18 protein-coding genes and 2 tRNA genes are annotated in these 23,520 nt (G+C 75.0%); 12 read left to right on the top strand and 8 right to left on the bottom strand.

Annotated features, from left to right (window positions below; translation table 11 throughout):
* Window positions 1-106 precede the first annotated feature (106 nt).
* Genes ACFPZN_RS38525 through ACFPZN_RS38515 form a run of 3 tightly spaced genes read right to left on the bottom strand, consistent with a single transcriptional unit; the run spans window position 107 to window position 2,743 of the window.
* Window positions 107-481, bottom strand: coding sequence for an ATP-binding cassette domain-containing protein (locus ACFPZN_RS38525; RefSeq protein ID WP_378287472.1), 375 nt, complete (start codon window positions 479-481; stop codon window positions 107-109).
* Window positions 478-1,713 carry an extracellular solute-binding protein gene (locus ACFPZN_RS38520; RefSeq protein WP_378287471.1) on the bottom strand — a complete coding sequence of 412 codons (1,236 nt, stop codon included), beginning with the start codon at window positions 1,711-1,713 and terminating at the stop codon, window positions 478-480. The genes ACFPZN_RS38525 and ACFPZN_RS38520 overlap by 4 nt, the downstream gene beginning before the upstream one ends.
* Before the next feature lie 28 nt (window positions 1,714-1,741).
* Window positions 1,742-2,743: a LacI family DNA-binding transcriptional regulator gene (locus ACFPZN_RS38515; protein WP_378287470.1), complete on the bottom strand. Its 1,002-nt coding sequence runs from the start codon at window positions 2,741-2,743 to the stop codon at window positions 1,742-1,744.
* 127 nt (window positions 2,744-2,870) lie between these two features.
* Here ACFPZN_RS38515 and ACFPZN_RS38510 point away from each other — a divergent pair, with 127 nt between their 5' ends.
* A complete protein-coding gene (locus tag ACFPZN_RS38510) occupies window positions 2,871-3,926 on the top strand; it encodes an AMP-binding protein (protein ID WP_378287469.1) in 1,056 nt (351 codons plus the stop codon).
* Window positions 3,923-4,771, top strand: coding sequence for an amidohydrolase family protein (locus ACFPZN_RS38505; protein ID WP_378287468.1), 849 nt, complete (start codon window positions 3,923-3,925; stop codon window positions 4,769-4,771). The genes ACFPZN_RS38510 and ACFPZN_RS38505 overlap by 4 nt, the downstream gene beginning before the upstream one ends.
* A 24-nt stretch (window positions 4,772-4,795) precedes the next feature.
* On the opposite strand, the gene ACFPZN_RS38500 is transcribed toward ACFPZN_RS38505, so the two are convergent.
* Window positions 4,796-4,987, bottom strand: coding sequence for a hypothetical protein (locus ACFPZN_RS38500; RefSeq protein ID WP_378287467.1), 192 nt, complete (start codon window positions 4,985-4,987; stop codon window positions 4,796-4,798).
* A gap of 170 nt (window positions 4,988-5,157) precedes the next feature.
* Here ACFPZN_RS38500 and ACFPZN_RS38495 point away from each other — a divergent pair.
* The 10 genes from ACFPZN_RS38495 to ACFPZN_RS38450 all read left to right on the top strand — a co-directional run bounded on the left by ACFPZN_RS38495 (window position 5,158) and on the right by ACFPZN_RS38450 (window position 16,622).
* Window positions 5,158-5,230: transfer RNA gene (locus ACFPZN_RS38495), tRNA-Cys, on the top strand.
* A 91-nt stretch (window positions 5,231-5,321) separates the two neighbouring features.
* Window positions 5,322-5,393, top strand: a tRNA-Ala gene (locus tag ACFPZN_RS38490).
* A gap of 47 nt (window positions 5,394-5,440) precedes the next feature.
* Window positions 5,441-6,907, top strand: a complete 1,467-nt coding sequence (locus ACFPZN_RS38485; protein WP_378287466.1) for an SDR family NAD(P)-dependent oxidoreductase — start codon at window positions 5,441-5,443, stop codon at window positions 6,905-6,907.
* A complete protein-coding gene (locus ACFPZN_RS38480; RefSeq protein ID WP_378287465.1) occupies window positions 6,907-8,052 on the top strand; it encodes a leucine-rich repeat domain-containing protein in 1,146 nt (381 codons plus the stop codon). Before ACFPZN_RS38485 ends, ACFPZN_RS38480 begins: the two co-directional genes overlap by 1 nt.
* A complete protein-coding gene (locus tag ACFPZN_RS38475) occupies window positions 8,049-9,746 on the top strand; it encodes an ankyrin repeat domain-containing protein (protein WP_378287464.1) in 1,698 nt (565 codons plus the stop codon). Before ACFPZN_RS38480 ends, ACFPZN_RS38475 begins: the two co-directional genes overlap by 4 nt.
* Window positions 9,743-11,416, top strand: a complete 1,674-nt coding sequence (locus ACFPZN_RS38470) for an ankyrin repeat domain-containing protein (protein ID WP_378287463.1) — start codon at window positions 9,743-9,745, stop codon at window positions 11,414-11,416. The genes ACFPZN_RS38475 and ACFPZN_RS38470 overlap by 4 nt, the downstream gene beginning before the upstream one ends.
* The gene (locus ACFPZN_RS38465; protein WP_378287462.1) at window positions 11,413-13,185 is read left to right on the top strand and encodes an ankyrin repeat domain-containing protein; all 1,773 of its coding nucleotides are present in this window, start codon (window positions 11,413-11,415) and stop codon (window positions 13,183-13,185) included. Before ACFPZN_RS38470 ends, ACFPZN_RS38465 begins: the two co-directional genes overlap by 4 nt.
* A gap of 37 nt (window positions 13,186-13,222) precedes the next feature.
* The gene (locus ACFPZN_RS38460) at window positions 13,223-14,413 is read left to right on the top strand and encodes an AAA family ATPase (protein ID WP_378287461.1); all 1,191 of its coding nucleotides are present in this window, start codon (window positions 13,223-13,225) and stop codon (window positions 14,411-14,413) included.
* Window position 14,414: 1 nt separating this feature from the next.
* Window positions 14,415-15,644 (top strand): vWA domain-containing protein, encoded by a 1,230-nt coding sequence (locus tag ACFPZN_RS38455; protein ID WP_378287460.1) that lies wholly within the window; start codon window positions 14,415-14,417, stop codon window positions 15,642-15,644.
* Window positions 15,645-15,668: 24 nt separating this feature from the next.
* On the top strand, window positions 15,669-16,622 hold the full coding sequence (locus ACFPZN_RS38450) for an MBL fold metallo-hydrolase (protein ID WP_378287459.1): 954 nt from the start codon (window positions 15,669-15,671) through the stop codon (window positions 16,620-16,622).
* A gap of 55 nt (window positions 16,623-16,677) precedes the next feature.
* Here ACFPZN_RS38450 and ACFPZN_RS38445 read toward each other — a convergent pair whose 3' ends face one another.
* From ACFPZN_RS38445 to ACFPZN_RS38430, 4 genes are read right to left on the bottom strand one after another with little or no spacing between them, the layout of a single operon-like run.
* Entirely contained in the window at window positions 16,678-18,768 is a 2,091-nt protein-coding gene (locus ACFPZN_RS38445; RefSeq protein ID WP_378287457.1) for a hypothetical protein, read from the bottom strand.
* The gene (locus ACFPZN_RS38440) at window positions 18,765-19,916 is read right to left on the bottom strand and encodes a VWA domain-containing protein (RefSeq protein ID WP_378287456.1); all 1,152 of its coding nucleotides are present in this window, start codon (window positions 19,914-19,916) and stop codon (window positions 18,765-18,767) included. Before ACFPZN_RS38440 ends, ACFPZN_RS38445 begins: the two co-directional genes overlap by 4 nt.
* Complete coding sequence (locus tag ACFPZN_RS38435; protein ID WP_378287455.1) at window positions 19,913-22,324, bottom strand: DUF5682 family protein; 2,412 nt, start codon at window positions 22,322-22,324, stop codon at window positions 19,913-19,915. Before ACFPZN_RS38435 ends, ACFPZN_RS38440 begins: the two co-directional genes overlap by 4 nt.
* Window positions 22,325-22,332: 8 nt before the next feature.
* Window positions 22,333-23,487: an ATP-binding protein gene (locus ACFPZN_RS38430; protein ID WP_378287454.1), complete on the bottom strand. Its 1,155-nt coding sequence runs from the start codon at window positions 23,485-23,487 to the stop codon at window positions 22,333-22,335.
* Between the last annotated feature and the right edge of the window lie 33 nt (window positions 23,488-23,520).

Here is a 23,520-nt window from a genome sequence, read left to right as displayed (position 1 = left end):
GCTGCAAGGTGTACGCGGGATCGATCTTGTACACGCAGCCGGGCGCCCTGTGTTCCAGCCGCTCGACCAGCATGGCCCGGCCAGCTTGTTCTCCACCGGCCAGACATCACAGACGGTAGCACCAGCACCGCGCACCGTGCCCGGGGTTTCGGAAATCCGCCGTGGCGGCAGATCTCCGGTCCCTGTCCTGCTCCGCAGAAGTCCGATTCCTCGCCCCACCTGAAGGCGGGGGGAGGCCGTCGATGCGCTCGTCGTCCAGCCAGATCTCTCCCGCGGAGAGCGGTAGCAGCCCGGCCAGGCAGTTCAGCGCGGTCGACTTCCCGCATCCGGACGGCCCGAGCAGCGCGAGGAACTCGCCGCCCTCGATCCGCAGGTCGACCCCGTCCAGCGCCACCGAAGGCCCGAACCGGCGCGTGACCCCCTCCATCCGCAGCTGCCCGAACCCGGCCCGCGCATCCTCCACCGCCACCGCCGCCGTCATGATTTCTTCACCTTCTGCCCGCCGATCTCGCGGTCCCACCGGTCGAAGGCGGCGACCATGGCCTTGGCGTCGAGCGGCGGCGCCTTGGGGTTGTCGGCGATGAGCCTGTCGTACTCGGGGCGGCCGTACTCCTGGACGACCTTCTGGCTGTCGGCGGGGGCCATGGACAGCGTCACGCCCTTCACGGCCGGGCCCGGGTAGAAGTAGCCCTTGTCGTAGGTGATGGCCTGCTGCTGCGGGGTGAGGGCGAACTTCATCAGGTCGGTGAGGACGGCGAGCTTCGCGCCGGAGACGCCCTTGGGGACGACCATGTAGTGCGCGTCGGTCACCCAGGTGAAGCCGTTCAGGGCGCCGGTCCTGACGTCCTTGGGGACCTGGCCCAGGACGCGCGGGTGGATGTCCCAGCCGGTGGTGGTGAGGATGATGTCGCGGGTGCCCTCGCCGAGTTCCTTCATGGTCTGGGACGTGCCGGTCGGGTAGTACTCGACGTACTTGTCCAGCTCCTTGAGGTAGGCCCAGGTCTTGGACCAGCCGTTGACGGGGTCCATCGGGTTGGAGTCCTTGAGGATGTAGGGGAGCCCCATCAGCCAGGTGCGGCCGGGCCCGGAGTTGGAGGGCCGGGCGTACATGAGCTTCCCGGGGTTGGCCTTGGCCCAGGCGAGGAGTTCCCCGGCGGTCTCGGGCGGGTCGCTCACCGTCTTGGGGTTGTACTCGAGGAGCGGGCCGGACGGGTAGTACGTCACGGTGACGCCCCTGCCCCTGGCCAGTTCCTGCATCTTGGCGGCCGGTTCCTGGTAGGCGGACCTGAGGTCGGGGAGCTTGTCGGAGTACCTGCCGACCAGGTCGACCCAGAGGTTCTGCTCCAGCCCGGCGGAGAGCCCGTCGGTGCCGGTGAGGACGAGGTCGATGTCCAGGCGTCCGGCGTCCTGCTGGGCCTTGACCTTGCCGGCCAGTTCGGGCGCGGTGACCTTGTTGTAGGTGATCCGTTCGACGAGCTTGGGGTTGCGGGCCTTGTAGTTCTCGAAGATCTGCTGGGTGAGCTGGAGGTTTCCGGCCACGTCGACGATGTTGAGGGTGACCGGCTCGGCGGGGGGCCTGACGTCGGCGGGGGCGGGTTCGGCGGCGGAGCCGGTCCCGGTCTCGGGGGCGCCGCAGGCGGCGGCGAGCCAGGTGATGAGGGAGGCGGCGAGGACGGCGGCGGAGGTGCGCGGAGTTCTCAGGGGAGTTCGCATGGGGTGGTCCTCCTGGGCGGGCCGGCTCCTAGGTCGGCCCGGTCGTGCTCCGGATGAGGAGTCGGGTCGCCAGCTCGGGCGCCGGCGGACGGGAGGGCGGCGATTGGGCCGCCCCGTGCGGCAGCGCCGCCCGCAGTTCCGCCAGGAGCATGGCGGACGCGGCCCGCGCCACCGCCGGCATCGGCACGGCGACCGTGGTCAGCGGCGGTGAGACCATCGACGCGGTCGGGACGTCGTCGAAGCCCACGATGCTCATCGCCTCGGGCACCGGCACGCCCCGGTCGCGCAGCCGGGCCAGCACGCCCATCGCGACCAGGTCGTTGTAGGCGAACACGGCGGTGACGCCGGCGGCGAGGGCCTCGTCGGCGGCCCGGTAGCCGCCGCTGAACTGCGGCTCGTAGGGGCCCAGTTCGACCAGTTCGACGCCGCGCTCGGCGCATCCGGCGGTGAGGAACCTGCGGCGCTGCCGGTTGGACCAGGAGTCGCGCGGTCCGGCCAGGAACGCGCAGCGCCGGTGGCCGAGGGCGTGCAGGTGGCCGATGGCCTGCTCGACGCCGGGACCGAAGTCCATGGCGATCGAGGGGACCGTGCGGCTGATCCGGTTGGCCAGGACGAGGGTCGTCTTGGCGGCGATGGAGCGCACCCGCATCCCCGACATGCGGGGTGCGCAGAGGATGAGGCCGTCGGCGCGTTCGACCATGGCCTCGGCGAGCCGTACCTCGGTGGCCGCGTCCTCGTCGGTGTCGGCGAGGAAGACCGCGTACTCGGTGTCCCGGAAGTAGGCCTCCACGCCCTTGATGAACAGGGCGAAGACGGGGTTGGCGATGTCGGGGACGATCAGCCCGACGTTGGTGGTGCGGCCCAGGACCAGCGACCGGGCGGCCCGGTTGGGCCGGTAGCCCAGCCGGTCGGCGCACTCCAGCACCCGCCGCCGGGTCTCGGCGTTGACCAGCTCGGGGTTGTTGAGCGCCCGCGAGACGGTCGAGGCCGAGACGCCGGCGGCCGAGGCGACCGCGCGGATCGAGGTCATACGCCGGAGTATGAAAACGTTTGTGGTACACGTCAACAGGCGGATGATGTTCTACAGAAGCTTGACGACCTGGAGATGAGATGTAGAAGATTGGCGCACGTGCCCTCCGGACCGAGAGGCAGCTCTCATGACCGAGGCGTTCAACGTCGCGGACCACCTGGTCGACCGGCATCTGCGCGCGGGAGACGGCGAGCGCGCGGCCGTGATCAGCCCCGGCCGGACGCTCACCTACCGGCGGCCGGCGGACGAGGTGCGCCGGGTGACGGCCGGGCTGCGCGCGCTGGGCGTCCGGCCCGAGGAGCGCGTGCTGATGTGCATGGTGGACGACGTCGAGCTGTTCGCCCGCCGCGCCGCCGCCGACCAGGCCACGCTGCTGTTCGGAACCCCGAGCTTCTGGGGTCCGCTGCTGGCCTCCGACGTCCCGGACGACGCGTTCGCGTCCGTCCGGCAGGGTGTTTCCGCGGGCGAGGCACTACCTCCGAGAATGTTCCACGGAATGGCCGAGCGATTCGGTGTGGAAGTGCTGGACGGCATCGGTTCCACGGAAATGCTGCACATCTTCATTTCCAACCGTCCCGGCGAGGTGCGCCCGGGTTCGTCGGGAACCCCGGTCCCCGGATACGACGTCGAACTGCGCGACACCGGCGGGGCCGTGATCGACGGAGTCGGCGAGCCGGGCGAGCTCCATGTCCGGGGCGAGTCCGCCGCCGTGGGGTACTGGTGCCGCGCGGCGACGTCCCGGCAGGTGTTCCTGGGCGACTGGGTCCGCACGGGCGACACCTACGTCCGCAACGAGGACGGCACCTACACCTGCCTCGGCCGGACGAACGACCTGCTCAAGGCGGGCGGCATCTGGGTCTCGCCCACCGAGGCGGAGGAGCGCCTGCTCGCCCATCCCGCCGTGGCCGAGGTCGCGGTCGTCGGGGTCCCGGACGCCGACGGCCTGGACAAGCCGGTGGCCTGCGTGGTCCCGAGGCCGGGCGGCACGGTGGACCCGGACGAGCTGATCGCCTGGTGCCGGGACGGGCTCGCCTCGTTCAAGCGGCCCCGCGGCGTGGTCGGGCTGACCGGGCTGCCCAGGACCGCCACCGGCAAGATCCGCCGCAACGTGCTGCGGGAGCTGGCCCGCGCCGAGTTCCAGGCCGCGGCGGGTAGGGAGCCGGTGAGAGAGGAGGCCGGATGATCAACGACCTCATGGTCGTGGACGCGCACGTGCACGCCCCGCGGCTGTCCACGCTCAAACCGGCCTGGCTGGAGTGGGCGGACCGGTACTCCGGACCGCACCCCTGGCGGGACGCCTACGACGAGCGGGGCGACCCCGTGCCCGAGCGGCTGGACGCCCTGATGGAGGCCGAGGGCGTCGACCGGGCCCTGCTCTTCTGCGAGTACAGCCCGCGGGCGACGGGCGTCCAGCCCTTCGAGGACCTGCTGCCGATCGTCGAGTACAACCCGGTCCGGTTCCGCCCGGTCGCCAACGTCAACCCGCACCTGCACCACCCGGCCGCGGCCGAGGCCGAGCGGCAGCTCGACCTCGGCGCGGTGGCGCTCAAGCTGCACCCGGTGCACGGTGCCTTCTCCCCCGCCGAACGCGAGCTGTACCGGGTGTACGCCGTCTGCGCCGAACGCGGAGTCCCGGTGATCCTGCACTCGGGAACCTCCAGCTTCCCCGGGTCCCGGACGCGGTTCGGCGACCCGCGGCTGATGCTGGACGTGATCGAGGACTTCCCCGACGTCCACTTCGTGTTCGCCCACGGCGGCCGGGGGTGGTGGTACGACACCGCCGCGTTCCTCGCCCTCGCCAAGCCCAACGTGTGGCTCGACCTGGCCGGGCTGCCGCCCAAGCGGCTCCCCGAGTACTACGCCCGCTTCGGGCTGTCCCGGCTGGCCGAGCGGTGGATCTTCGGCACGGACTGGCCCGGCGTCCCCGGGGCGTCCCGCAACGTGGCAGCCCTGGGCGATCTCGGGCTCCCCGCCGAGACGCTCCGCGCCGTCCTTTCCACCAACGCGGCCACAATCTTTTCGCTGTGAGGGGAGGGGCGCCGGGGGCCGCGCTCAGACGGGCTCGGGTTCGGGTTCGGGCTGGGGCGGACCGGGGTCGGGCATGGGGGTGGGCGGCACCAGCGGGCCGGGCTCCGAGGGCCCTGGCTCCGGGGCGGGGTGCGGCGCCGGGGGCGGTACGGGCTGGGGCGCGGGCGGCGGGTGCACCGAGCCGGGCGCCGCACCGATCCGCGGTTCCTGCTGCATGACTCCTCCTGTCGGTCGTGATCGTGCTTCGGTCCTGGACGCCCGGTCCGGGAGGGCCGGGCGAGGTGCCTTGATACCCGCCGGGCGCGGCGATCATTCGGGTGAACACGATCACGGTGCGGCGTCCCCCGGGCGGCATGTCCGAGATCACCGCTATGCTCCTGCGCGGCAGGGCCGTAGCGCAGAGGTCGTCGCGCCTTAGCGGCAAGCTGGAGGACGCCGGTTCGAATCCGGCCGGTCCTGCCCCACAGAGCGCTCCCGCTCGGCAGCGGGCGGGAGCGGATCCGAAACGGATGGCGAATCGTCCGATCCGGCCGATATCGTGCCGTCCGATGGGGCCGTAGCGCAGTGGCGGCGCGTCGGCACGGCAAGCCGGAGGACGCCGGTTCGAATCCGGTCGGCTCCATCCTCATACCTCACAGGCACGCGGTTCGGAAGGTTCGGGGAGTTTCGATGACGCCGCTCGGCCCGGACGCCGCCGATCTGGAGACCTGCCTGCGCGTGCTGGCGAGCCTCCCGGCGCAGGGCTCGGCCGAGGCCGCCGATCCGCGCTGGCAGAGCGTGTGGCAGGCCGTCGAGCGGGCGCACCGCGACGTCAAGAAGGCCCGCAAGACCGCGCGGCGCACCGAGCGCCGCGACCACGACCGGGCCGCCACCGAGGCCACCGCCCGCTTCCGCGACCAGGACCCGGCCCCGGCGGCCGCGTCCCTCGCCGCGCCCGCCCAGGCCGCCCCGGCCCCGTCCGCGCACGTGCTCGGCGGCGCGCGGCACTGCTACGTGTGCAAGGCGGCCTACCGCGAGCTGCACCCCGAGTACCACATGCTCTGCCCGGAGTGCGCCGAGCAGAACCTGGCCCGCCGGTTCGCCCGCTGCGACCTGCGCGGGCGCCGCGCCGTCGTCACCGGCGGCCGGGTGAAGATCGGGTTCCAGGTGGCGCTGAAGCTGCTGCGCGACGGGGCCGAGGTGCTGGTCACCACCCGTTTCCCGCGCGACGCCGCCCGCCGGTTCGCCGAGGTGCCCGACGCGGCCGACTGGCTCGACCGGCTCCAGGTGCACGGCGTCGACCTGCTCGACCTGCCCGGGGTGGCCGGGCTGCTGCGCACGGCGCACGAGCGGTTCGACCACCTCGACATCCTGATCAACAACGCGGCCCAGACGATCCGGCGGCCCGCCGCCTACCACCGCGAGGTCCGCGCCGCCGAGGCCGGGCGGCTCACCGGCCTCGCCGCCCGGGTGACCGTCACCGGGGACGCCGCCGGAGCCCTCGCCGAGGGGGCGCCGCGCGAGCTGGAGCCCGCGGGCGGCACGGCTCCCGCGATCCCGGCGCCGGCGGCCCTGCCCGCGCTGCCCTCGCTCGCCGGTCCGGAACCCGCCGCGCTGGAGGCGCTGTTCCCCGCGGGCCGCACCGACGAGACGGGCCAGCCGCTCGACCTGCGCGACCGCAACAGCTGGACGCTGCGGCTGCACGAGGTCGACCCCGGCGAGTGGCTGGAGGTGCAGATGGTGAACGCGTTCGCGCCGTTCCTGCTGACCTCGCGGCTGCGCGGGCTGCTGGAGTCCTCCCCGTGGCCGGACCGCTACGTGGTCCAGGTCTCGGCCATGGAGGGCAGCTTCTCCCGCAAGGACAAGACCGTCCGGCACCCGCACACCAACATGGCCAAGGCGTCGCTCAACATGATGACCCGCACGGCCGCCGCCGACTTCGCGGCCTCCGGCATCCACATGACCAGCGTGGACACCGGGTGGATCACCGACGAGCGCCCGCATCCGTCCAAGCAGGCGCAGCGCGCGGCGGGTTTCCGCCCGCCGCTGGACGTCATCGACGGGGCGGCCCGCGTGTACGACCCGGTGGTGCGCGGTGTCGGCGGCGAGCGGCTGTCCGGGCTTTTCCTGAAGGACTACCGACCGGTGGAGTGGTGATGGCTGAACCGACGCCCGTACGCTGCCCGGCGATCGAGCACCCCGACGTGCCGGCCGCCGACCCGACCGGGCTCGACCCGCTGCTCGACCGGCTGGCCGCGCCGGACGGGGTCGAGGACGACGAGACCTTCCCGCTCGGCACGCTGCGCGCGGACGGGCGGGTCGACCTGTGCAAGCAGGGGCTGGGCGCGGCGGGCGCGGCCCGGCTGCTGCCCGCCGCCGCGCGGTCCCCGCACGCCGTGCACGTGCTGCTGGGAACCAACGCCATCGGCGACGAGGGGGCGCGGACGGTGGCCGCCGCGCTGCGTCCCGGGCACGGCCTGGAGACCCTCTACCTGGGCTGCAACCGGATCCGGCCGGAGGGCGCCGCGGCGCTGGCCGAGAGCCTGGCCGAGGACGAGACCGTCCGGGCCCTGTGGCTCAAGCGCAACCCGGTGGGCGACGAGGGCGCGCGGGCGCTGGCGGGGATGCTGCGCCGCAACCACACCGTCCGGACCCTCGACCTGGTCAACACCGGCCTGCGCGCCGACGGCCTGCGCGCGCTGCTGGACGCCCTGCTCGACCGCCCGCAGCCGCTCGAACGGCTCTTCCTCGGCGGCAACGGGCTGAGCATGGCCGAGGCCGGGCTGCTGGCGGCGCTGGTCCGCGACGCGGGCGTCCGGGAGCTGTACCTGTCGGCCAACCATCTGGGCGACGAGGGCGCGGCCGTCCTGGCGGGCGCGGCGGCGGAGGCGGGCGGCGCGTCCCGTCCGGTGCGGCTCGGGCTGGGCGGCAACGGCATCGGGCCGGAGGGCGCCCGCGCGCTGGCGGAGTCGCTGGAGGCGATCGAGTCGCTCGACCTGGCCCGGCCGCCGTCGGAGCGGGCGCTGGGCGCGCCGCCCAACACGACCGGCGACGAGGGCGCGGCCGTGCTCGCCGCCGCGCTGCCCGGCAGCCCGCTGCGCCGCCTCGACCTGCGCCGCACCGGCATCACCGGGCGCGGCGCCAAGACGCTGCTGGCGTGCGTGCCCGAGGAGACCCGGCTGGAGTACGTGGGCCTGGGCCCGGGGGTGCCCCGGCGGGTGAAGCGGGCCATGGCGCCGCGGCTGCGCCCGGACCAGGGCACGCACGCGGACATGCGGGCGATCGGCAGCGTCTACCGTTGACCGCCGCCGCCGTGCCTGCGCGGATCTCCCGGCACGCCGCGCAGGACTTGGCGGGCTGGTGGAAGGCCCGGCGGTACGCGGTGCCCCGCTGGATGATCGAGCGCGCCACCGAGCGGCGCCTGGCCGGCGACTGGGCGGGCGCGTGCGCGGCGGCGCGGATCACGGTGGAGCTCGACCCGGCGGAGATCTCCCGCGAGCACGGGGCCGAGGTCGCCGGGGCGGTCCTGGACGACCTGCGGCACCTGGTGCCCGACCTGCTGCGCTGGCACCTGCCCCGGGCCGGGCAGGGCCGCCACACGATCTCCACGCGGACGGCGGTCGTGCTGGCCGAGTACGGCGGCTCCGAACGGAACGTGCTCAAACTGTACGTGGCGACGCCGACCCTGGACGAGGGGCCGCAGCGGCTTCGGCTGCGGTTCGGCCGCGCGATCGGCAACGATGACGACGAGCGCTTCGGGCTGGCCCCGGTCCGCTGGGTCCGGCTGCGGCACCTCTGGGACGCCCGGCGCACGCGCGAACTGCTGGAGCGCTGCGGTGGCGACCGTCACCGGGCGCCGTTCTTCCGTCCCGACGGCACGCCGGTCGCGGGGCCGGGTCCGGGCGGTGACGGCGGCCCGGCGGAGTTGGCCGAGCGGGTCGCGCTGCTGCAGGACCGGGGCGAGGTCGAGGCCGCGTTCGACGCCGCCGGCATCGATCTGGACCTGGCGGACCGCGGCGTCCTGGAGCTGCGCCGGGTGGAGCCCAGGCGGGTGCTGGCCGAGCTGCCGCTGGCGCTGACCCGGTTCGCGCCGGAGATGCGGGTGCTGGGCGGCGACCGGTACGAGATCGTGTGGCGGTGGCAGACCCCGGTCCTGATCGAGGCCGGTGACCGCCCGCGGGTGCGGGTGGCGGGGTTCAACGAGGCCGGCGGCGCGGAGCGGCTGCCCGCCGCCGTCTGGCGCCGGCTTCCCGATCTCGACCTGCTGCGCGCCGGGCGGATCACTCCCGAGGACCTGCACCCGCTCGTACGCTCCGCCCTGTTCCCCGCACGCCCCGAACCCGACCGCCCCGTCGGCCCGCCCGAGCCGAGCCTCCCTGGCCCGGTGCGCGTCCGCTGCCGCGGCGAATGGCACCGGGTCCAGCTGCGCGACGGCCGGCTGCACACCCCGCACACCGACCATGAGCATCAGCGTGAAGCGGCGGTGCACTCCCTGGGCGGGGCGACGGCGGGATGCTTCGCGGTCCTGGACGCTTGGACAGGACGGGGCGGACGGCTTCCCCGCCGCATGCGCGCGCAGCGCGAGGAACTCTTCCTGCGCGCCCAGCACGGCGACACCCCGGGCGTGCTGGCCCTGCTTGACGCGGGCGTGGAGCCGAACGCCCGCGACGGCCGCGGGCGCACCCTCCTGCACATGCTCCACGCGCTCGACCACGAGGAGCTGCTGCCGCGCCTGCTGCGGGCCGGGCTCGACATCGACGCGCGCGACGAGCGGAACCGCACCCCGCTGCACCTCGCCATCGGCGGCCACGGGTCGCAGGAGCTGATCCGCGCGCTGCTCGACGCGGGCGCGCGGATCGACGCGGCCGACGACAGGGGGTCCAGGCCCGTCAACATGATCTCCGCGAACCGGCGCCCGCGCATGCGCTGGCTCGCGAGGCTGCTCGCACAGCGCGGCCTCGACCCGGGTACGGACTGGCTGAAGGCAGGCGAATGATCGATCACCGAGCCCACCTGGCCGACTTCCAGCGGGTCCGCCGCTACGCGGTGCCGCGCTGGATGATCGAGCGCGCCACCGAGCGCCGGCTGGCCGGCGACTGGCGCGGCGCGTGCGCGGCCGCCCTGGTCAGGGTCGGGTTCGACCTGGACGGCGTCGCCCGCGAGCACGGCGCCGAGGTCGCCGGGGCGGTCCTGGACGACCTGCGGCACCTGGCGCCCGACCTGCTGCGCTGGCACCTGCCCCGGCTCGGCCACGGGCGCAGCACGCTCGCCACCCATCTGACGGTCGTGCTGGCGGACTACGGCGACGACCGGTCGCTGCACGTCGCCACCCCCACGATGGCGGACGGCCCGCAGCATCTCAGGCTGTGCTTCGGCCAGGCCGACGAGGGGGACGAGGACCACTACCGCGGGAGCGTGCAGAGCTGGACCGCGGCCCGGCACCTGTGGGACGCGCGCCGGACGGGCGAGCTCCTCCAGCGCTGCGGCGGCGATGACCGCGCGCCGTTCTTCCGCCCCGACGGCACGCCGCTCGCCGCGGACGAGCTGGCGGGCCCCGGCCCCGCGGGGCTGGCCGAGCGGGTGATCATGCTGCAGGAGAGCGGCGAGATCGAGGCCGCGTTCGACGCCGCGGGCCTGGACCTCGATCTGAAGGCGCCGGAGCTGCCGAGCTACTACCGGGCACGGACGCCGCGCGAGATCCTGGCGGCGCTGCCCATGGCGCTGCACCGCCTCACCGCGGAGCTTCGCCTGTCAGGCGCCTTCGCGCCTGAGTCCGGCTCCGGGAAGCCGTACCGCATCCTGAACAGCTGGCCGACCAATGTGCTGGTGGTGCCCAGGGACCGCCCCTGGGTGCGGGTCGAGAAGGCCGGGTCCTACGGGCCGCCGGTGATGCCGGAGGCGCTCTGGCGCCGGCTTCCCGATCTCGACCTGCTGCGCGCCGGGCGGATCATCCCCGAGGACCTGCACCCGCTCGTACGCTCCGCCCTGTTCCCCGGACGCCCCGACCCCGACCGCCCCGTCGGCCCGCTCGGACCGAGCGTCCCTGGCCCGGTGCGCGTCCGCTGCCGCGGCGAATGGCACGAGGTCCACCTGCGCGACGGCGGCCTCCGCATCCCCCACACCGCCGAAGAGCGGCAACGCGAGTCCGCGATGCTCGCGCTGGGCGGTGCGTCGGCGGGTTGCTTCGCGGTCGCGCACGCCTGGGCCGGGCAGGGCGGGCGGCTCCCCCGCCACCTGCGCGCGCAACGGCGAGAACTCTTCGTGCGGGCGCAGCACGGCGACACCCCGGGCGTGCTGGCCCTGCTGGACGCGGGCGTCGACCCCCGCGCCCGCGACGGCCGCAAACGCACGCTCCTGCACATGCTCCACATGCTCGACCACGAGGAGTTGCTGCCGCGGCTCCTGGAAGCGGGCCTCGACCTGGAGGTCAAGGACCAGAACAACCGCACGCCGCTGCACATGGCCGTCGGCGACCACGGCTCGGAGGCGCTGGTGCGCGCGCTGGTCGACGCCGGCGCCCGGATCGACGTGGTCGACGATCTGGAATGGGCGCTGTCGGACCTCATCCAGCGGATCGGCCGCACCGACCTGGGCTGGCTCACCGAGCGGCTGAAGGCGGAGTGCCCCGATCTCGGCGGCCGCTGGTGGGACGAAGAGACCGAATGACCGGACATCTGGGACAGGAACGTGCGGACTGGCGGCGGATCCGCCGCCACGCGGTGCCGCGCTGGATGATCGAGCGCGCCACCGAGCGCCGCCTGGCCGGCGACTGGCGCGGCGCGTGCGCCGCGGCCGGCGTCGACGTCGCCTTGGACGTGGCGGACGTGGCCCGCCGCCACAGCCCGCTCCTGGCCGCCGCGCTGGCCGAGGATCTGCCCCATCTCGTCCCCGACCTGCTGCGCTGGCATCTCCCCCGGGCGCTGCACGGCCGGACCACCCTGGCGACCCACCGGGCGGTCGTGCTGGCCGACTACGACCAAGCCCTGCAGGGTGAGGAGGTCCTCAACGTCTGCTGCGGCTGCCCGAGCCACCGCCTCTACGTCCTGACGCCCACCCTGGTGGACGGCCCGCAGCGGCTCCGGCTCGCCTTCGGGACGCCGCCGGAGGCGCAGATCTCCCGCGAGGTCCAGCGGACCGACTGGTCGCGGCTGCGCCACCTCTGGGACGCCCGGCACACCGCCGGTCTCCTGGAGCACGCCGGCGGCGTCGACCGCGTCCCGTTCTTCCACGCCGACGGCACACCGCTCACCGCGAGCGAGCTTCCGCGCGCCGACCCCGGTCAAGACGACCCCGTTCGGCACACCGAATGGGTCACCCTGCTCCAGGACGAAGGGCGGGTCGAGGCGGCCTACGCCGCCGCGGGCTTCGACTTCGACCGGGCCACGGAGCAGGCCGGCGTCCAGGGCGATCCGGCGGACATCCTGGGGCGTCTCCCGACGGCGCCGCTCAGGCTCCGCGCGGAGCTCAGCGGCCATCGCGGCCGCCGATTCATCGACTTCCGGATGCCCCTGCCGGGAAGGTATTCCCGCTGCGTGCGCGCGCGGGCGACACCGGAGGCCGACGGGCGCATGCGGCTCGGGATGAAGATCGGGGTGGTGAAGAAGCCGTACGAGCATGCCACCGAGCTGCCCGAGGCGAGCTGGCGGCGGCTGCCCGATCTGGATCTGCTGAGGGCGGGCCTGATCGGTCCTGACGAACTGCACCCGCTGGTGCGGTCGGCGCTGTTCCCCGCCCGTCCCGCCCCTGCCGGGCCGGTGGGGCCGCCTGTCCCCGAAGGGCCCCGGCCCGTGCGGGTGCGCTGCGGCGGCCAGTGGCACGAGGTGCGCGGGCGCGACGGGGTCCTGAGGGGCCCGCACGGTGACGAGGAGTACGCCCGGGAGCGGGCCGTCCGCGCGCTGGGCGGCGATGTCGCGGGCTGCTTCGCCGTCCAGCGGGCGTGGGGCGAGCGCGACGGGCGCCTGCCCAAGGCCCTGCGCGCCCAGCGCGAGGCGCTGTTCCTGTGCGTCCAGCACGGCGACGCCCCGGGCGTGCTGAACCTCCTGGACGCGGGCGTCGATCCGCACGCCCGCGACGGCCGGGGCCGCACGCTCCTCCACCACCTCCACAAGGTCGACGACCACACCGAGCTGCTGCCCCGGCTGCTGGCGGCCGGGCTCGACCTGGAGGCGCGCGACCACCAGGACCGCACCCCGCTGCACAGCGCGGTCGGCGAGCACGGCTCGGAGGACCTCGTCCGGGCCCTGCTCGACGAAGGGGCGAGGATCGACACCCTCGACGCCCTCGAGAAGTCGCTGCGGAGCCTGATCCGGCGCCGCAACGTCATGCGCGGTCCCGGCCGGGCCGAGCTGCTGTTCCTGGCGGAGCGGATCCGCCAGGAATGCCCCGGCGGGCTCGGCGAGATGGTCATGTACGACAGCCAGGGGCGCATGTACTAGCCGGGCGCACCCACGGCAGAGTGAGAGAGGACGACCGTTGGACCCCCTTTCCCCCGACCCGCTGGCCGCGGCGGACGCGCTGAACGCGCGGGCGCGCGCGTCGCGGACCGAGCCGTCGGAGAACCCGCAGCTGGAGGCGCTCGCGCTGGCGGTGACGGCGAACCTGCCGGTGCTGCTGTGGGGCGAGCCGGGCATCGGCAAGTCGGCGGGCATGGAGCAGCTGGCCGCCGGACTGGACGTCCCGCTGGAGACGGTCATCGCCAGCGTGCACGAGCCGTCCGACTTCGCCGGGCTGCCGATCATCGGGGACGACCCGGCCACGACCGGGGTGCCGATGGCGCCGCCGGACTGGGCGGTGCGGCTCGCCGCCGCCGGCCGCGGGCTGGTGTTCTTCGACGAGCTGTCGTCGGCGCCGCCGGCCGTGCAGGCGGCGCTGCTGCGGGTGGTGCTGGAGCGCCGGGTCGGCAGCCTGTCCCTGCCCGAGCCGATCCGGGTGGTCGCGGCGGCCAACCCGCCCTCCAGCGCCGCCGACGGCTGGCATCTGAGCCCGCCGCTGGCCAACCGGTTCGTGCACCTGCACTGGACGCACGACCCGCGCACGGTCGCCCGCGGCATGGCCGGCACCTGGCCGTCGGTGACGATCCCGATGGTCGATCCCGGGAAGGCGTCCGGCGCGGTGGCGCGGGCGCGGGGCGCCGTGTCCGGCTTCCTCACCGCGCGGCCCGGCCTGGCGCACCACCTGCCCGCCGACGCCGAGGGCCGGGGCGGCGCCTGGCCGTCGCCGCGCACGTGGGAGATGGCGCTGCGGCTGCTGGCCGTCGGGTACGCGACGGGCGCGAGCCGGGAGGGCCTGTCGGCGGCGGTGGTCGGGGCCATCGGCGACGGCGCCGGGATCGAGCTGCTGTCGTACCTGGAGGAGCTGGACCTGCCCGACCCCGACCGGGTGCTGGCCAACCCGGAGGCGTTCGCGCTGCCCAAGCGCGGCGACCGGCAGCTCGCCTTCCTCACGGCCGTGGTCTCGGCCGTCCAGGGGAACATCAGCCGGCGCCGGTGGGAGGCCGGCTGGGTCGTGCTGGCCAAGGCGGTCGACGCGGGCATCCCGGACGTGGCCGCGCGCGCCGCCGTCGACCTGGCCGCGCTGCGCGACACCGACTGGCCGGTGCCGAGCGGGATCGACGGGTTCATCGACATCCTGCGGCTGTCCGGGGCCATGCCGGGCGGAGGCTGACATGGCGGACGAAGCGCCGGAACGGGCGGCCGAACGGGCCGCCGAGCGCGCCGCCGGACGGCTCGACCGCGACAAGCTGCTGGCCGCCCGCTACCGGGCCGCGACCGACCGCCCCTACCTGGCCTCGGCGCTGTACTCGCTGTCGGTGGTGCCGACGGACGGGGTGCCGACGATGGGCGTGGACCGGCACTGGCGCTGCTACGTCTCGCCGTCGTTCGTCGACGACACGCCCGTGCCCGAGCTGGCCGGGGTGTGGGTCCACGAGGTGGCGCACCTGCTGCGCGACCACCACGGGCGCGCCGGGCGGCTGCCGCCCGCCGACCAGCGCGACCGGGGCAGGGTCAACATCGCCCAGGACTGCGAGATCAACGACGACCTGCTGTCCGACGGGCTGCCGCTGCCCGAGGGACGCATGGAGCCCCGCACGTTCGGGCTGCCGGAGGGCAAGGTGTTCGAGGAGTACCTGCCCGGCATCCCCGCGCAGGACGCCCATCCCGACTGCGGCTCGGGCGCGCACGGCGTCCCCGCTCCGTGGGAGCTGGACGGCCCGGGCCTGCCGAAGGTCAGCGGGGTCGAGGCGGACGCCCTCCGCCGGGCCACGGCCGAGGCGATCCGCGCCCACCAGCGCAGCCGCGGCACGGTCCCGGGGGGCTGGCGGCGCTGGGCGGAGGAGATCCTGGAGCCGGTCGTCGACTGGCGGCGGATGCTGGCGGGCGCGGTGCGGGAGGCGGTCGCCTGGGCCGGCGGCGCCGTCGACTACACCTACCAGCGGCCGTCGCGGCGCACCGCGGCGATGCGCGGCGTGGTGCTGCCGACGCTGCGCCGCCCGCTGCCGCGCGTGGCGATCGTCGTGGACACCTCGGGGTCGATGGGCGAGGACGCCCTGGCCGCGGCGATGGCGGAGGTGACCGGCGTGCTGCGCGAGGTCGGCGTGCGCGGCAACCGGGTGAGCGTGCTGGCCTGCGACGCCGACGTGCACGCGGTGTCCCGGGTGACCTCCGCCGAGCAGGTCGAGCTGGGCGGCGGCGGGGGCACCGACATGCGCGTCGGCATCGAGCGGGCGCTGGCCTCGCGGGACCGGCCGAACGTGGTCATCGTGCTGACCGACGGCTACACCCTGTGGCCGGAGGAGCCCACCACCTGCCGCCTCATCGCGGCCCTGGTCGGCGAGGACGCCCCGGTCCCGCCCAGGTGGGCGGAGACCGTCCGCATCACCGAGACGGCGCGGTAGTACCCGCGGTAGTACTCTCCGTCGATGAGCAGCAGCCCGCACGACCCTCCCACCCCGATCACCGCGCCCGCCCCGCCCCGGCTGGAGGAGGTCGGCGACGGCGTCTTCGCCTACCTCCAGCCGGACGGCACCTGGTGGATCAACAACACCGGGTTCCTGGTGGGCTCGCGCGGGGTGGTCAGCGTCGACTCGTGCTCCACCGAGCGGCGCACCCGCGCGTACCTGGAGGCGATCCGCTCGGTCACCGGCCGGCCGGTGCGGACGCTGGTGAACACCCACCACCACGGCGACCACACCTTCGGGAACCACCTGTTCGCGGGCGCCACCGTCGTCGGCCACGAGGAGACCCGCGCGGGGGCGCTGGACTGGGGCGCGCCGTTCTCCGAGCCGGTCTGGACGCATGTCGACTGGGGCGAGTTCGCGCTGGAGCCGCCGTTCCTCACCTACACCGACGGCGTCACGCTGTGGGTGGACGACCTGCGCTGCGAGGTTCGGCACGTCGGCTCCCCCGCGCACACCACCAACGACTCGATCGTCTGGATCCCCGACCGGAACGTGCTGTTCTGCGGCGACCTGCTGTTCAACGGGGGCACCCCGTTCCTGCTGCAGGGCTCGGTGGCCGGGGCGATCGAGGTGCTGGAGCAGGTCATCGCCCCGCTCGGCGCCGGGACGATCGTGCCGGGGCACGGGCCGGTGGCCGGTCCGGAGCTGATCGGCACGGTGCTGGGCTACCTGCGGTTCGTCCAGGCGACGGCGAAGGCGGGCAAGGAGGCCGGGCTGGAGCCGCTGGAGGCCGCGCGAGAGACCGATCTGGGCCCGTACGCCGAGCTGTCCGACCGCGAGCGGATCGTCGGGAACCTGCACCGCGCCTACGCCGAGCTGGACGGCGAGCCGCGCGGCGCCGAGATCGACGTGGTCACCGCGCTCGCGGACATGATCACCTACAACGGCGGCAAGCCGCTGACCTGCCGCGCCTAGCGGCCCCGGCCCGCCGCGCCTCGCTCCGGGCGCGCCGCCCGGGGCGAGGCGCGGGTCACCGCAGGTCCATGGCCGTGACGAGGCGGATCTGGGCGTCCACCCAGGCCGTGACGGTCCGCCGCGGGTCGTCGCCGTCGAGGGCCGCGGCGAGGCCGTCCAGCAGGAGCGCGGTGGCGGTGAGCCCGGTCCGCCGCAGCTCCGCGGCCGACCGGCCGATGCGGGCGCGGGTGCCGGCGGGGACGTGCCGGAGCCCGCGGTGGGCGGCGTCGGCGCAGGCGTCCAGCGCCCCGGCCAGCGCCGTCGTGAGCGCGTCGTCCCCGTGCCCGGCGTGCGCGTCGAGGGCGCCGCTGCCGTCGCCCGGCGCGAGGTCGGGCACCACCACGCCCTCGGTCGTCATCACGGCGATCGGGTCCACGACCAGCGTGCCGCGGGCGCGCCGCACCGATCCGCTGACGTAGAGCGGCGCGCCGCGCTCCCCCGCGAGGGCCGCGGCGAGCTCGTCCAGCGCGGCGGGGCTGTGGGGCGCGTACGCCGCCGACACGACGGCGGTGGTCCCGGTGCCGTCCCGGAAGACGGCCTCGAGCCGCTGCGCGCCCGGCAGGTAGCCCACGTCCCTGACCTCGGCGATCTCCAGGACCCTGACGGTCTCGGCCTCCACCCGGGGCCGGACGAGCCGGGGCGGCGACGCCTCCAGCTCCCGTTCGAGCGCGCGCAGGTCGCGGACCAGGACCGTCCCGGGAAGGTCGCCCCAGGCCGTGCCGACCGGCGTCACCGACGTCTTCGACACCCGGCCGGTGCCCAGCCGCACCACCCGGCTGGGGCTGCGGGTGGCGTTCTCGGAGACGACGTTGGCGGCGGCCAGCGAGCGCAGCGCGGCGCCGGCGATCCGGCGCGGCGCGAGCTCCTGCCCGGTCAGGGGCTGGTCGTCGGTGACCGCCCAGCGCCGCTTGAGCACCAGCACGATGCCGGAGCCGGTGTGGGCGAGGAACACGTCGGCGGTGCGCTCCTCGTCGGTGCCGCCGACGCGGCAGCCGAGCGCGGTGAGCCGGACGCGGCGCAGCGGGGTCTCGGCGGTCTCGTTGGTGCCGAGCACCTGCGAGCGCGGGCTGCCGCCCTCGTGCAGGACCGCCCGGTGCCGGGCGTGGAACTCGGCGAGCAGCGCGGCGAGGCGTTCGGGGTCGTGGCCCGCCAGCCGGTCGCGGTAGGCGGTCAGCTGCCCGGCGATGTCGTCGAGCGTGGCGGCGGGCCAGTGCAGGTTCTTGGCCGTGAGCTCGCGGGAGGCCCGGTTCAGCGCGGTGCCCAGCACAGGGCCGGCGTGCATGGCGCCGTCCAGGAGGAGCTGGTCGAGCAGGTCGAGGGTGGATTCCAGGCCGGTCCCGGCGTCCGCGCCGCCCGTCCCCTTGCCGGTGCCCCGGCCCTTGCCGCCGACGTCGACGCGGACGTCGGCGGCGGTGAGGCCCTGCTCGTCGGCCGCGCGGAACGCCCACACGGCCAGCACGATGACCTCGCCGCGCATCGTCGCCACGGCGTCGGTATGGACGTAGCCGAACTCGTGCGGGACGAGGAAGCGGACCGTGCACGTCGGCAGTTCCACGGAGGCGACCGGGTCGGCGGGCGTCGGGCGGTGCACGCGCGCGGCGTACCCGGACCTGAACGTGCGCCGGGCCGCGGTGAGCGGGCGCTCCCCCAGGACGCGGGCGAGCGCCTCGTCGTCGTAGCCTCCGGGCGACCAGTCGGTGAAGGGCGGCCGCTGCTGCTTGGAGCCCGCCGCGGCGGGCTCCTCGGGCGCGGCCTCCGCCTGCGGCTCCGCTCGGGCGTCCTGCGCGGCGCCGTTCTGCGCGGAGGCGTCCTCGGCGGGGCCCTCCTCGGTGCCCGGCTGCCGCTGGTAGGCCAGGACGAGGCCGATCTGGTGACGGCACACGCCCATGGCCGCGCACGTGCAGGACGCCCCTTCGAGGCCGCCGCCACCGGGGAGGACGGTCTGCACGCCGTCGGGGAACGTGCCGCGCACCGAGCCGTCGCCCTCGACGCCCAGTTCCGGCATGTTCCCGGCGTCGAGGTCCTTGGCGGCGCGCTTGACCAGCCCCCGGTTCGCCAGCGCCGCCAGCGAGTCGGGGGTGAGGGCGAGCAGGTCGGTGCGGGTCATCGGCCCATCCGTTCCGCGACGAACTCGGCGAGCCGGCCGGGCGTCATCGCGCCGATGTGGGCGCCCACGTCGGCCAGCCGCTGCGCCAGGTCCCGGTCGTAGGCCGGGTTGGCCTCCTCGTCCAGCGCGGCCAGGCCCAGCACGTGGGTGCCCTGCTCCGCCATCTGCCGCACCGTGCGGATCAGCCGGTACGGGTCACCGCCCTCGTAGAAGTCGGTGATCACGGCGACGATGCTGCGGCGCGGGTTCTCGATCAGCCCGGCGCCGTACTCCACCGCGCGCGCGATGTCGGTGCCGCCGCCGAGCTGCACCTTCATCAGCAGCTCGACCGGGTCGGTCACGTCGGAGGTCAGGTCGACCACGCTGGTGTCGAACGCGATCAGGTGCGTCTTCAGTCCGGGCAGCCCCCACAGGCAGGCCGCTGTTACCGCCGAGTGGATCACCGAGCCGACCATCGACCCGGACTGGTCCACGATGAGGATCATCTGCCACTGGTCGAGCTGCCGCCGGGTCCGGGACAGGAACCGCGGCTGCTCGATGTAGACCTTCTTCTCGGCGGGCTGGTAGTGGCCGAGGTTGGCGCGGATGGTGGCGTGGAAGTCGAAGTTGCGGGCCTGCTTCCACCGGCTCGGCCGCCGCGACCGGGTGCCGTGGAACGCCTGCCGCACCTCGGTGGCCATCTTGCGCAGCAGGTCCTGGACGACCTTGTCGACGATCCGCCGGGCCATCGCCAGCACCTCGGGGTTCATCAGGTGCTTGGTGCGCAGCACGGCGCGCAGCAGGGTGGGGTTGGGCTCGATCCGCTCCAGCACGGCCGGGTCGGTGACCACCTCGTGGATCTCGTAGCGCTCGACCGCGTCCCGTTCGAGCCGCTCGATGGTCTCCTTGGGGAACAGCCGGTGCACGTCGTCGAGCCAGTCGACGGTGGTGAGCGCCGAGGGGCCGTCGCCGGCGGTCCGTTCGCCGGACGGCTTGACCCCGCCGCGGCGCACCCCGCGCTGCTCCAGGTCGGAGTCGCGCCCGTACAGCCAGCCGAGCGCCCGGTCGCGGCCGGCGGAGTCGTCGCTGAGACCGCCGCCGGCGCACGCGTCGCCGGGCGGGCCCAGGATGAGCCGCCAGCGTTCGAGGCCCGGATCGGTGGTGCTCATGCCGTGCTCTCCTCTCGCGCCGCGGCGAGCGGGTCCAGGCCCTCCGCCGCCAGCAGCCGGTCCACCTTCTCCTCCAGCGCGCGGGCCGCGGCGATCGCCATCGGGTCGCCGCCCGTCCGCAGCAGGGCGCGGCCCGAGCCCTGGATCCCGCGCCGTTCCAGCAGCCGCCGGGCGATCACCTCGCGCTCGCGCGGCGGGAAGAACTCGAACGCCTGGCGCAGCGCGGGCAGCGCGATCAGGAAATCGTCCTCGGACAGCCCGGCGATCATGTCGTCGAGGACGGCGAGCACCCCCGGCCCGTCCGGGCCCTCCGTCTCCCCGTCCGCCGCGTCGTCCGCGGTCTCCTCGGCGAACACCTCGTCGCGGGCCAGCGCGAACAGCCCGGCGAGCCAGTCGCCGATGATCTGCGGACGGGCCGCGCCCAGCACGGCCCGGACCGGATCGGCCACCTGGCCCAGCGACCAGCCGAGGCCGAACGCGGCACCGCGCAGGTCGGGGGGCGCGTCGGCGCAGGCGCTGACCCGGGCGGCGACGGCGAGCGCCGCGTCCCGGTCCAGGCCGAGCGGCCCGGCCGCGTGCAGCAGCGCGTCACGGGCCCCCGCCAGCGCGCGCAGCCGGGGCGGATCGGCCGGCGCGGGCCCGCCGCGCACCCCCTCCACCAGCCACAGCACCCGGGCCACGCAGCCCTCGACGACCCGGCCGAACAGCGGGCTGCCGGCCGTGCCCAGCAGCCGGTCGTGCCGCCACAGGCCCAGCGTGGTGCCGAGGACCTCGCCGAGCGCGCCCAGCTCCGAGGCCCCCGCGACGGCGGCGGCGATGGTCTCGGCGATCCGGTCGGACAGGTCGGTGCAGCCGCACAGCGCGGCGTCGAACAGCACCGAGGCCAGCCGCCCCACGTCGGAACCCGCCCGCACGACCCGTTCCTCCAGCACGGCGCCGGCCGCGTCGAGCAGGGTCGCGCCGTACGCGCCGGCCTCGATGAGCGCGGGCAGCCGGTTGTCGCCGGGTGTCAGCGACCACCGCTCCTCCAGGACGGGCTCGTCGCCGGAGCCGGGGCCCGACTCGCGCTCGAACCCGGGGATGTTCAGCACCCGCAGCCGGTGCAGGACGCGGCTGCGTCCCAGGCCCTTCGCGTCGGGCAGCCGCACGGTCACCTCGCCGCCGCCGTCCAGCTTGAGCCGCTCCATCTCGGCGATCGCGTCGGCCACCAGCGGCGGCGCGGGCGTCCCGGGACGCAGCGCGCCGACCCGGTCGCCGCTGAGCGCCGTGACCATCTCCGCCACCGCCGGATGCGCGCCGGGGGCGAGCGGGCCGCGGGAGGTCCAGGGCAGCCGCTGTTCGAGGTCGTCGGTGACCAGCGCCGCCACCAGGCCGTCCAGCAGGTCGGTGCGGACCGGGGCGCGGTGCCCGCGCAGCCGGGCCAGCCCCTGGGTGAGCGTGCGGGCCGCGATCAGGTCGGCGGTCGACACCGGCTGGCGGCGCTTGCGCAGCCGCCTCACCACGATCTCGGTGAGGCCCTCGGCGGCCGACTCCGGCCCGCCCTCCCACAACCGCTGGTAGTACTCGGGCGAGGGCATGCCGGACTGGTAGCCGGTGAACGCGTCCAGCCGCTTGAAGGAGTACGGCACCAGGTAGCTGCCGCCGATAGCGCCCTCCGGCGGCTGCGGCACCTCCGGCCAGCCGGGGTCCTGGCCGCCGTCGTCGGCGTCCGAAGGCCCGGTGAGGCGGCGCAGCGCGGGGCTGTGGAACCCGCCCGTGACCACCACGACCGGGCGCCCGCCCGCGTCGGCCGCCGCCGCGCGGACCCAGCGGGCCATGTACGCCTCGCGCTCGGTGTCGTCCGGCCCGGCCTCCGACTCGCCGCGCAGGAGCTCGAAGTAGGCCGACAGCCGCTCCTCCAGCGCGTCCCCGCCGCCGGCTCCGGCCTCGTCCGCGCCGCCCTCGTCGTTGAAGGCGCCCTCGAACATGTGGTCCCAGAGGGTGTCGGTGTTGTCCACGGCGAACGACCGGCACAGCCGCTCGGTCACGTCCGCGTAGCGCTCGTCGGCGTCGGCGTACCGGTTGCGCCGGTCGGCCAGCGCCGGATGCCAGGCCGGCAGGTCGATGAAGCGCACGTCGGCGCCGCACTCCCGGCCCTCGTTGATCGCCACCCATTCCGGGGAGTAGGCGCAGAACGGCGACCAGGACGACTGCACCCGCTCCTCGTCCCGGTAGTGGCTGTAGATCGCGATGGGCAGGTCGTGGCCGAGCAGCATCTCCTCGAGCCGGCCGGAGAAGTCGGCGGGGCCCTCCACCAGCACGTACGCCGGTCTCAGCCGGCGGATCACGCGCCGGACGAGCCGGGCGCACGCGGGGCTGTGGTGCCGGACCCCGACGAAGGTGACCTCGGCGGTGCCGCGGCCGGTCATGGCGCCCATCAACCCGGCAGCAGGTGGCGGGCGGCGTGCAGGGCCTTCCACTGGCTCCCCTGCCGGCGCGGCGCCTGCTGCTCCAGGTAGCGGCGGAGCCGGGCGAGGTCTTCGGGGCTGTCCTTGGCCCCGGCGCCGGCCAGGCACTCCACGATGTCGGCCGGGCTGCCCTCCTCGCCGCGCAGGAACCAGCCGCGGATCCCGACCGCGTGCGCGACCGACACCGCCTCCGCGGTGCTCATCACGGTCGACAGCCGGTCCATGGACTCGCCCGCGGACGTCCTGCCGCTGCGCAGCTCCCGGAACGTGGTGACCAGCACCTCCAGCACGTCCCGGCGCGGCGCCACCCCGACGCCCGACTGCTCCAGCAGCCGGGCGGCCTCGGCCTCCACCAGGTCCAGCTCGGTGGCGAAGTCGGCGATCGGGAACACCGTCTCGAAGTTGAACCGGCGCTTGAGGGCCGCGCTCATCTCGTTGACGCCGCGGTCCCGGGTGTTGGCGGTGGCGATGATGTTGAAGCCCTCGCGGGCGAAGACCATCGCGTCCGGGCCGGTCAGCTCGGGGATGCCCAGCACCCGGTCCGACAGCGGGGACAGCAGCGAGTCCTGCACCTCCAGCGGGCAGCGGGTGATCTCCTCGAACCGCACCACCTTGCCCTCGGCCATCCCGCGCAGCAGCGGCGCGGGCACCAGCGACCGGGTGGAGGGGCCCTCGGACACCAGCAGCGCGTAGTTCCAGGAGTACTTGATCTGGTCCTCGGTGGTGGCCGCGCCGCCCTGGATGGTGAGGGTGGAGTCGCCGCTGACCGCCGCGGCGATCAGCTCCGACAGCAGCGACTTGGCGGTGCCGGGCTCGCCCACCATCATCAGCCCGCGGCTGGTGGCCAGGGCGACCAGGGCGCGGTCGATCAGCGAGGGGTCGCCGACGAACTTGCGCCGGATGCCGCGTCCGGGGTCGCCCACGATGAAGCGGCGGGCCGCCTCCAGGCTCAGCGCCCAGCCGGGCGGGCGCGGGGCGGTGTCGTCCTCGCGCAGCCGCGCCAGCTCGTCGGCGTACCGGACCTCGGCGGGCGGTCGCTGCAGCTGCTCCTGCTCGTCGGCGGGACGGTCTGCCGCGCCCGCCTTCTTCGCTGCCTTCGTTTTCCGTGCCGTCTCTGCGGTCATCGTCTCTTCTTCTTCGTCTTTCTCGGTCAGGGG

It is taken from the genome of Actinomadura rugatobispora (assembly GCF_042656285.1).
Lineage (GTDB): Bacteria > Actinomycetota > Actinomycetes > Streptosporangiales > Streptosporangiaceae > Spirillospora > Spirillospora rugatobispora.
Note: the sequence above shows the minus strand (reverse complement) of the source record. Positions and strands in the feature narration are given on the sequence as shown.

Coding starts and splice junctions, on each gene's coding strand:
- ACFPZN_RS38525 (WP_378287472.1), bottom strand. CDS start 481: ATGACGGCGGCGGTGGCGGTGGAGGATGCGCGGGCCGGGTTCGGGCAG.
- ACFPZN_RS38520 (WP_378287471.1), bottom strand. CDS start 1,713: ATGCGAACTCCCCTGAGAACTCCGCGCACCTCCGCCGCCGTCCTCGCC.
- ACFPZN_RS38515 (WP_378287470.1), bottom strand. CDS start 2,743: ATGACCTCGATCCGCGCGGTCGCCTCGGCCGCCGGCGTCTCGGCCTCG.
- ACFPZN_RS38510 (WP_378287469.1), top strand. CDS start 2,871: ATGACCGAGGCGTTCAACGTCGCGGACCACCTGGTCGACCGGCATCTG.
- ACFPZN_RS38505 (WP_378287468.1), top strand. CDS start 3,923: ATGATCAACGACCTCATGGTCGTGGACGCGCACGTGCACGCCCCGCGG.
- ACFPZN_RS38500 (WP_378287467.1), bottom strand. CDS start 4,987: ATGCAGCAGGAACCGCGGATCGGTGCGGCGCCCGGCTCGGTGCACCCG.
- ACFPZN_RS38485 (WP_378287466.1), top strand. CDS start 5,441: ATGACGCCGCTCGGCCCGGACGCCGCCGATCTGGAGACCTGCCTGCGC.
- ACFPZN_RS38480 (WP_378287465.1), top strand. CDS start 6,907: ATGGCTGAACCGACGCCCGTACGCTGCCCGGCGATCGAGCACCCCGAC.
- ACFPZN_RS38470 (WP_378287463.1), top strand. CDS start 9,743: ATGATCGATCACCGAGCCCACCTGGCCGACTTCCAGCGGGTCCGCCGC.
- ACFPZN_RS38465 (WP_378287462.1), top strand. CDS start 11,413: ATGACCGGACATCTGGGACAGGAACGTGCGGACTGGCGGCGGATCCGC.
- ACFPZN_RS38455 (WP_378287460.1), top strand. CDS start 14,415: ATGGCGGACGAAGCGCCGGAACGGGCGGCCGAACGGGCCGCCGAGCGC.
- ACFPZN_RS38450 (WP_378287459.1), top strand. CDS start 15,669: ATGAGCAGCAGCCCGCACGACCCTCCCACCCCGATCACCGCGCCCGCC.
- ACFPZN_RS38445 (WP_378287457.1), bottom strand. CDS start 18,768: ATGACCCGCACCGACCTGCTCGCCCTCACCCCCGACTCGCTGGCGGCG.
- ACFPZN_RS38440 (WP_378287456.1), bottom strand. CDS start 19,916: ATGAGCACCACCGATCCGGGCCTCGAACGCTGGCGGCTCATCCTGGGC.
- ACFPZN_RS38435 (WP_378287455.1), bottom strand. CDS start 22,324: ATGACCGGCCGCGGCACCGCCGAGGTCACCTTCGTCGGGGTCCGGCAC.
- ACFPZN_RS38430 (WP_378287454.1), bottom strand. CDS start 23,487: ATGACCGCAGAGACGGCACGGAAAACGAAGGCAGCGAAGAAGGCGGGC.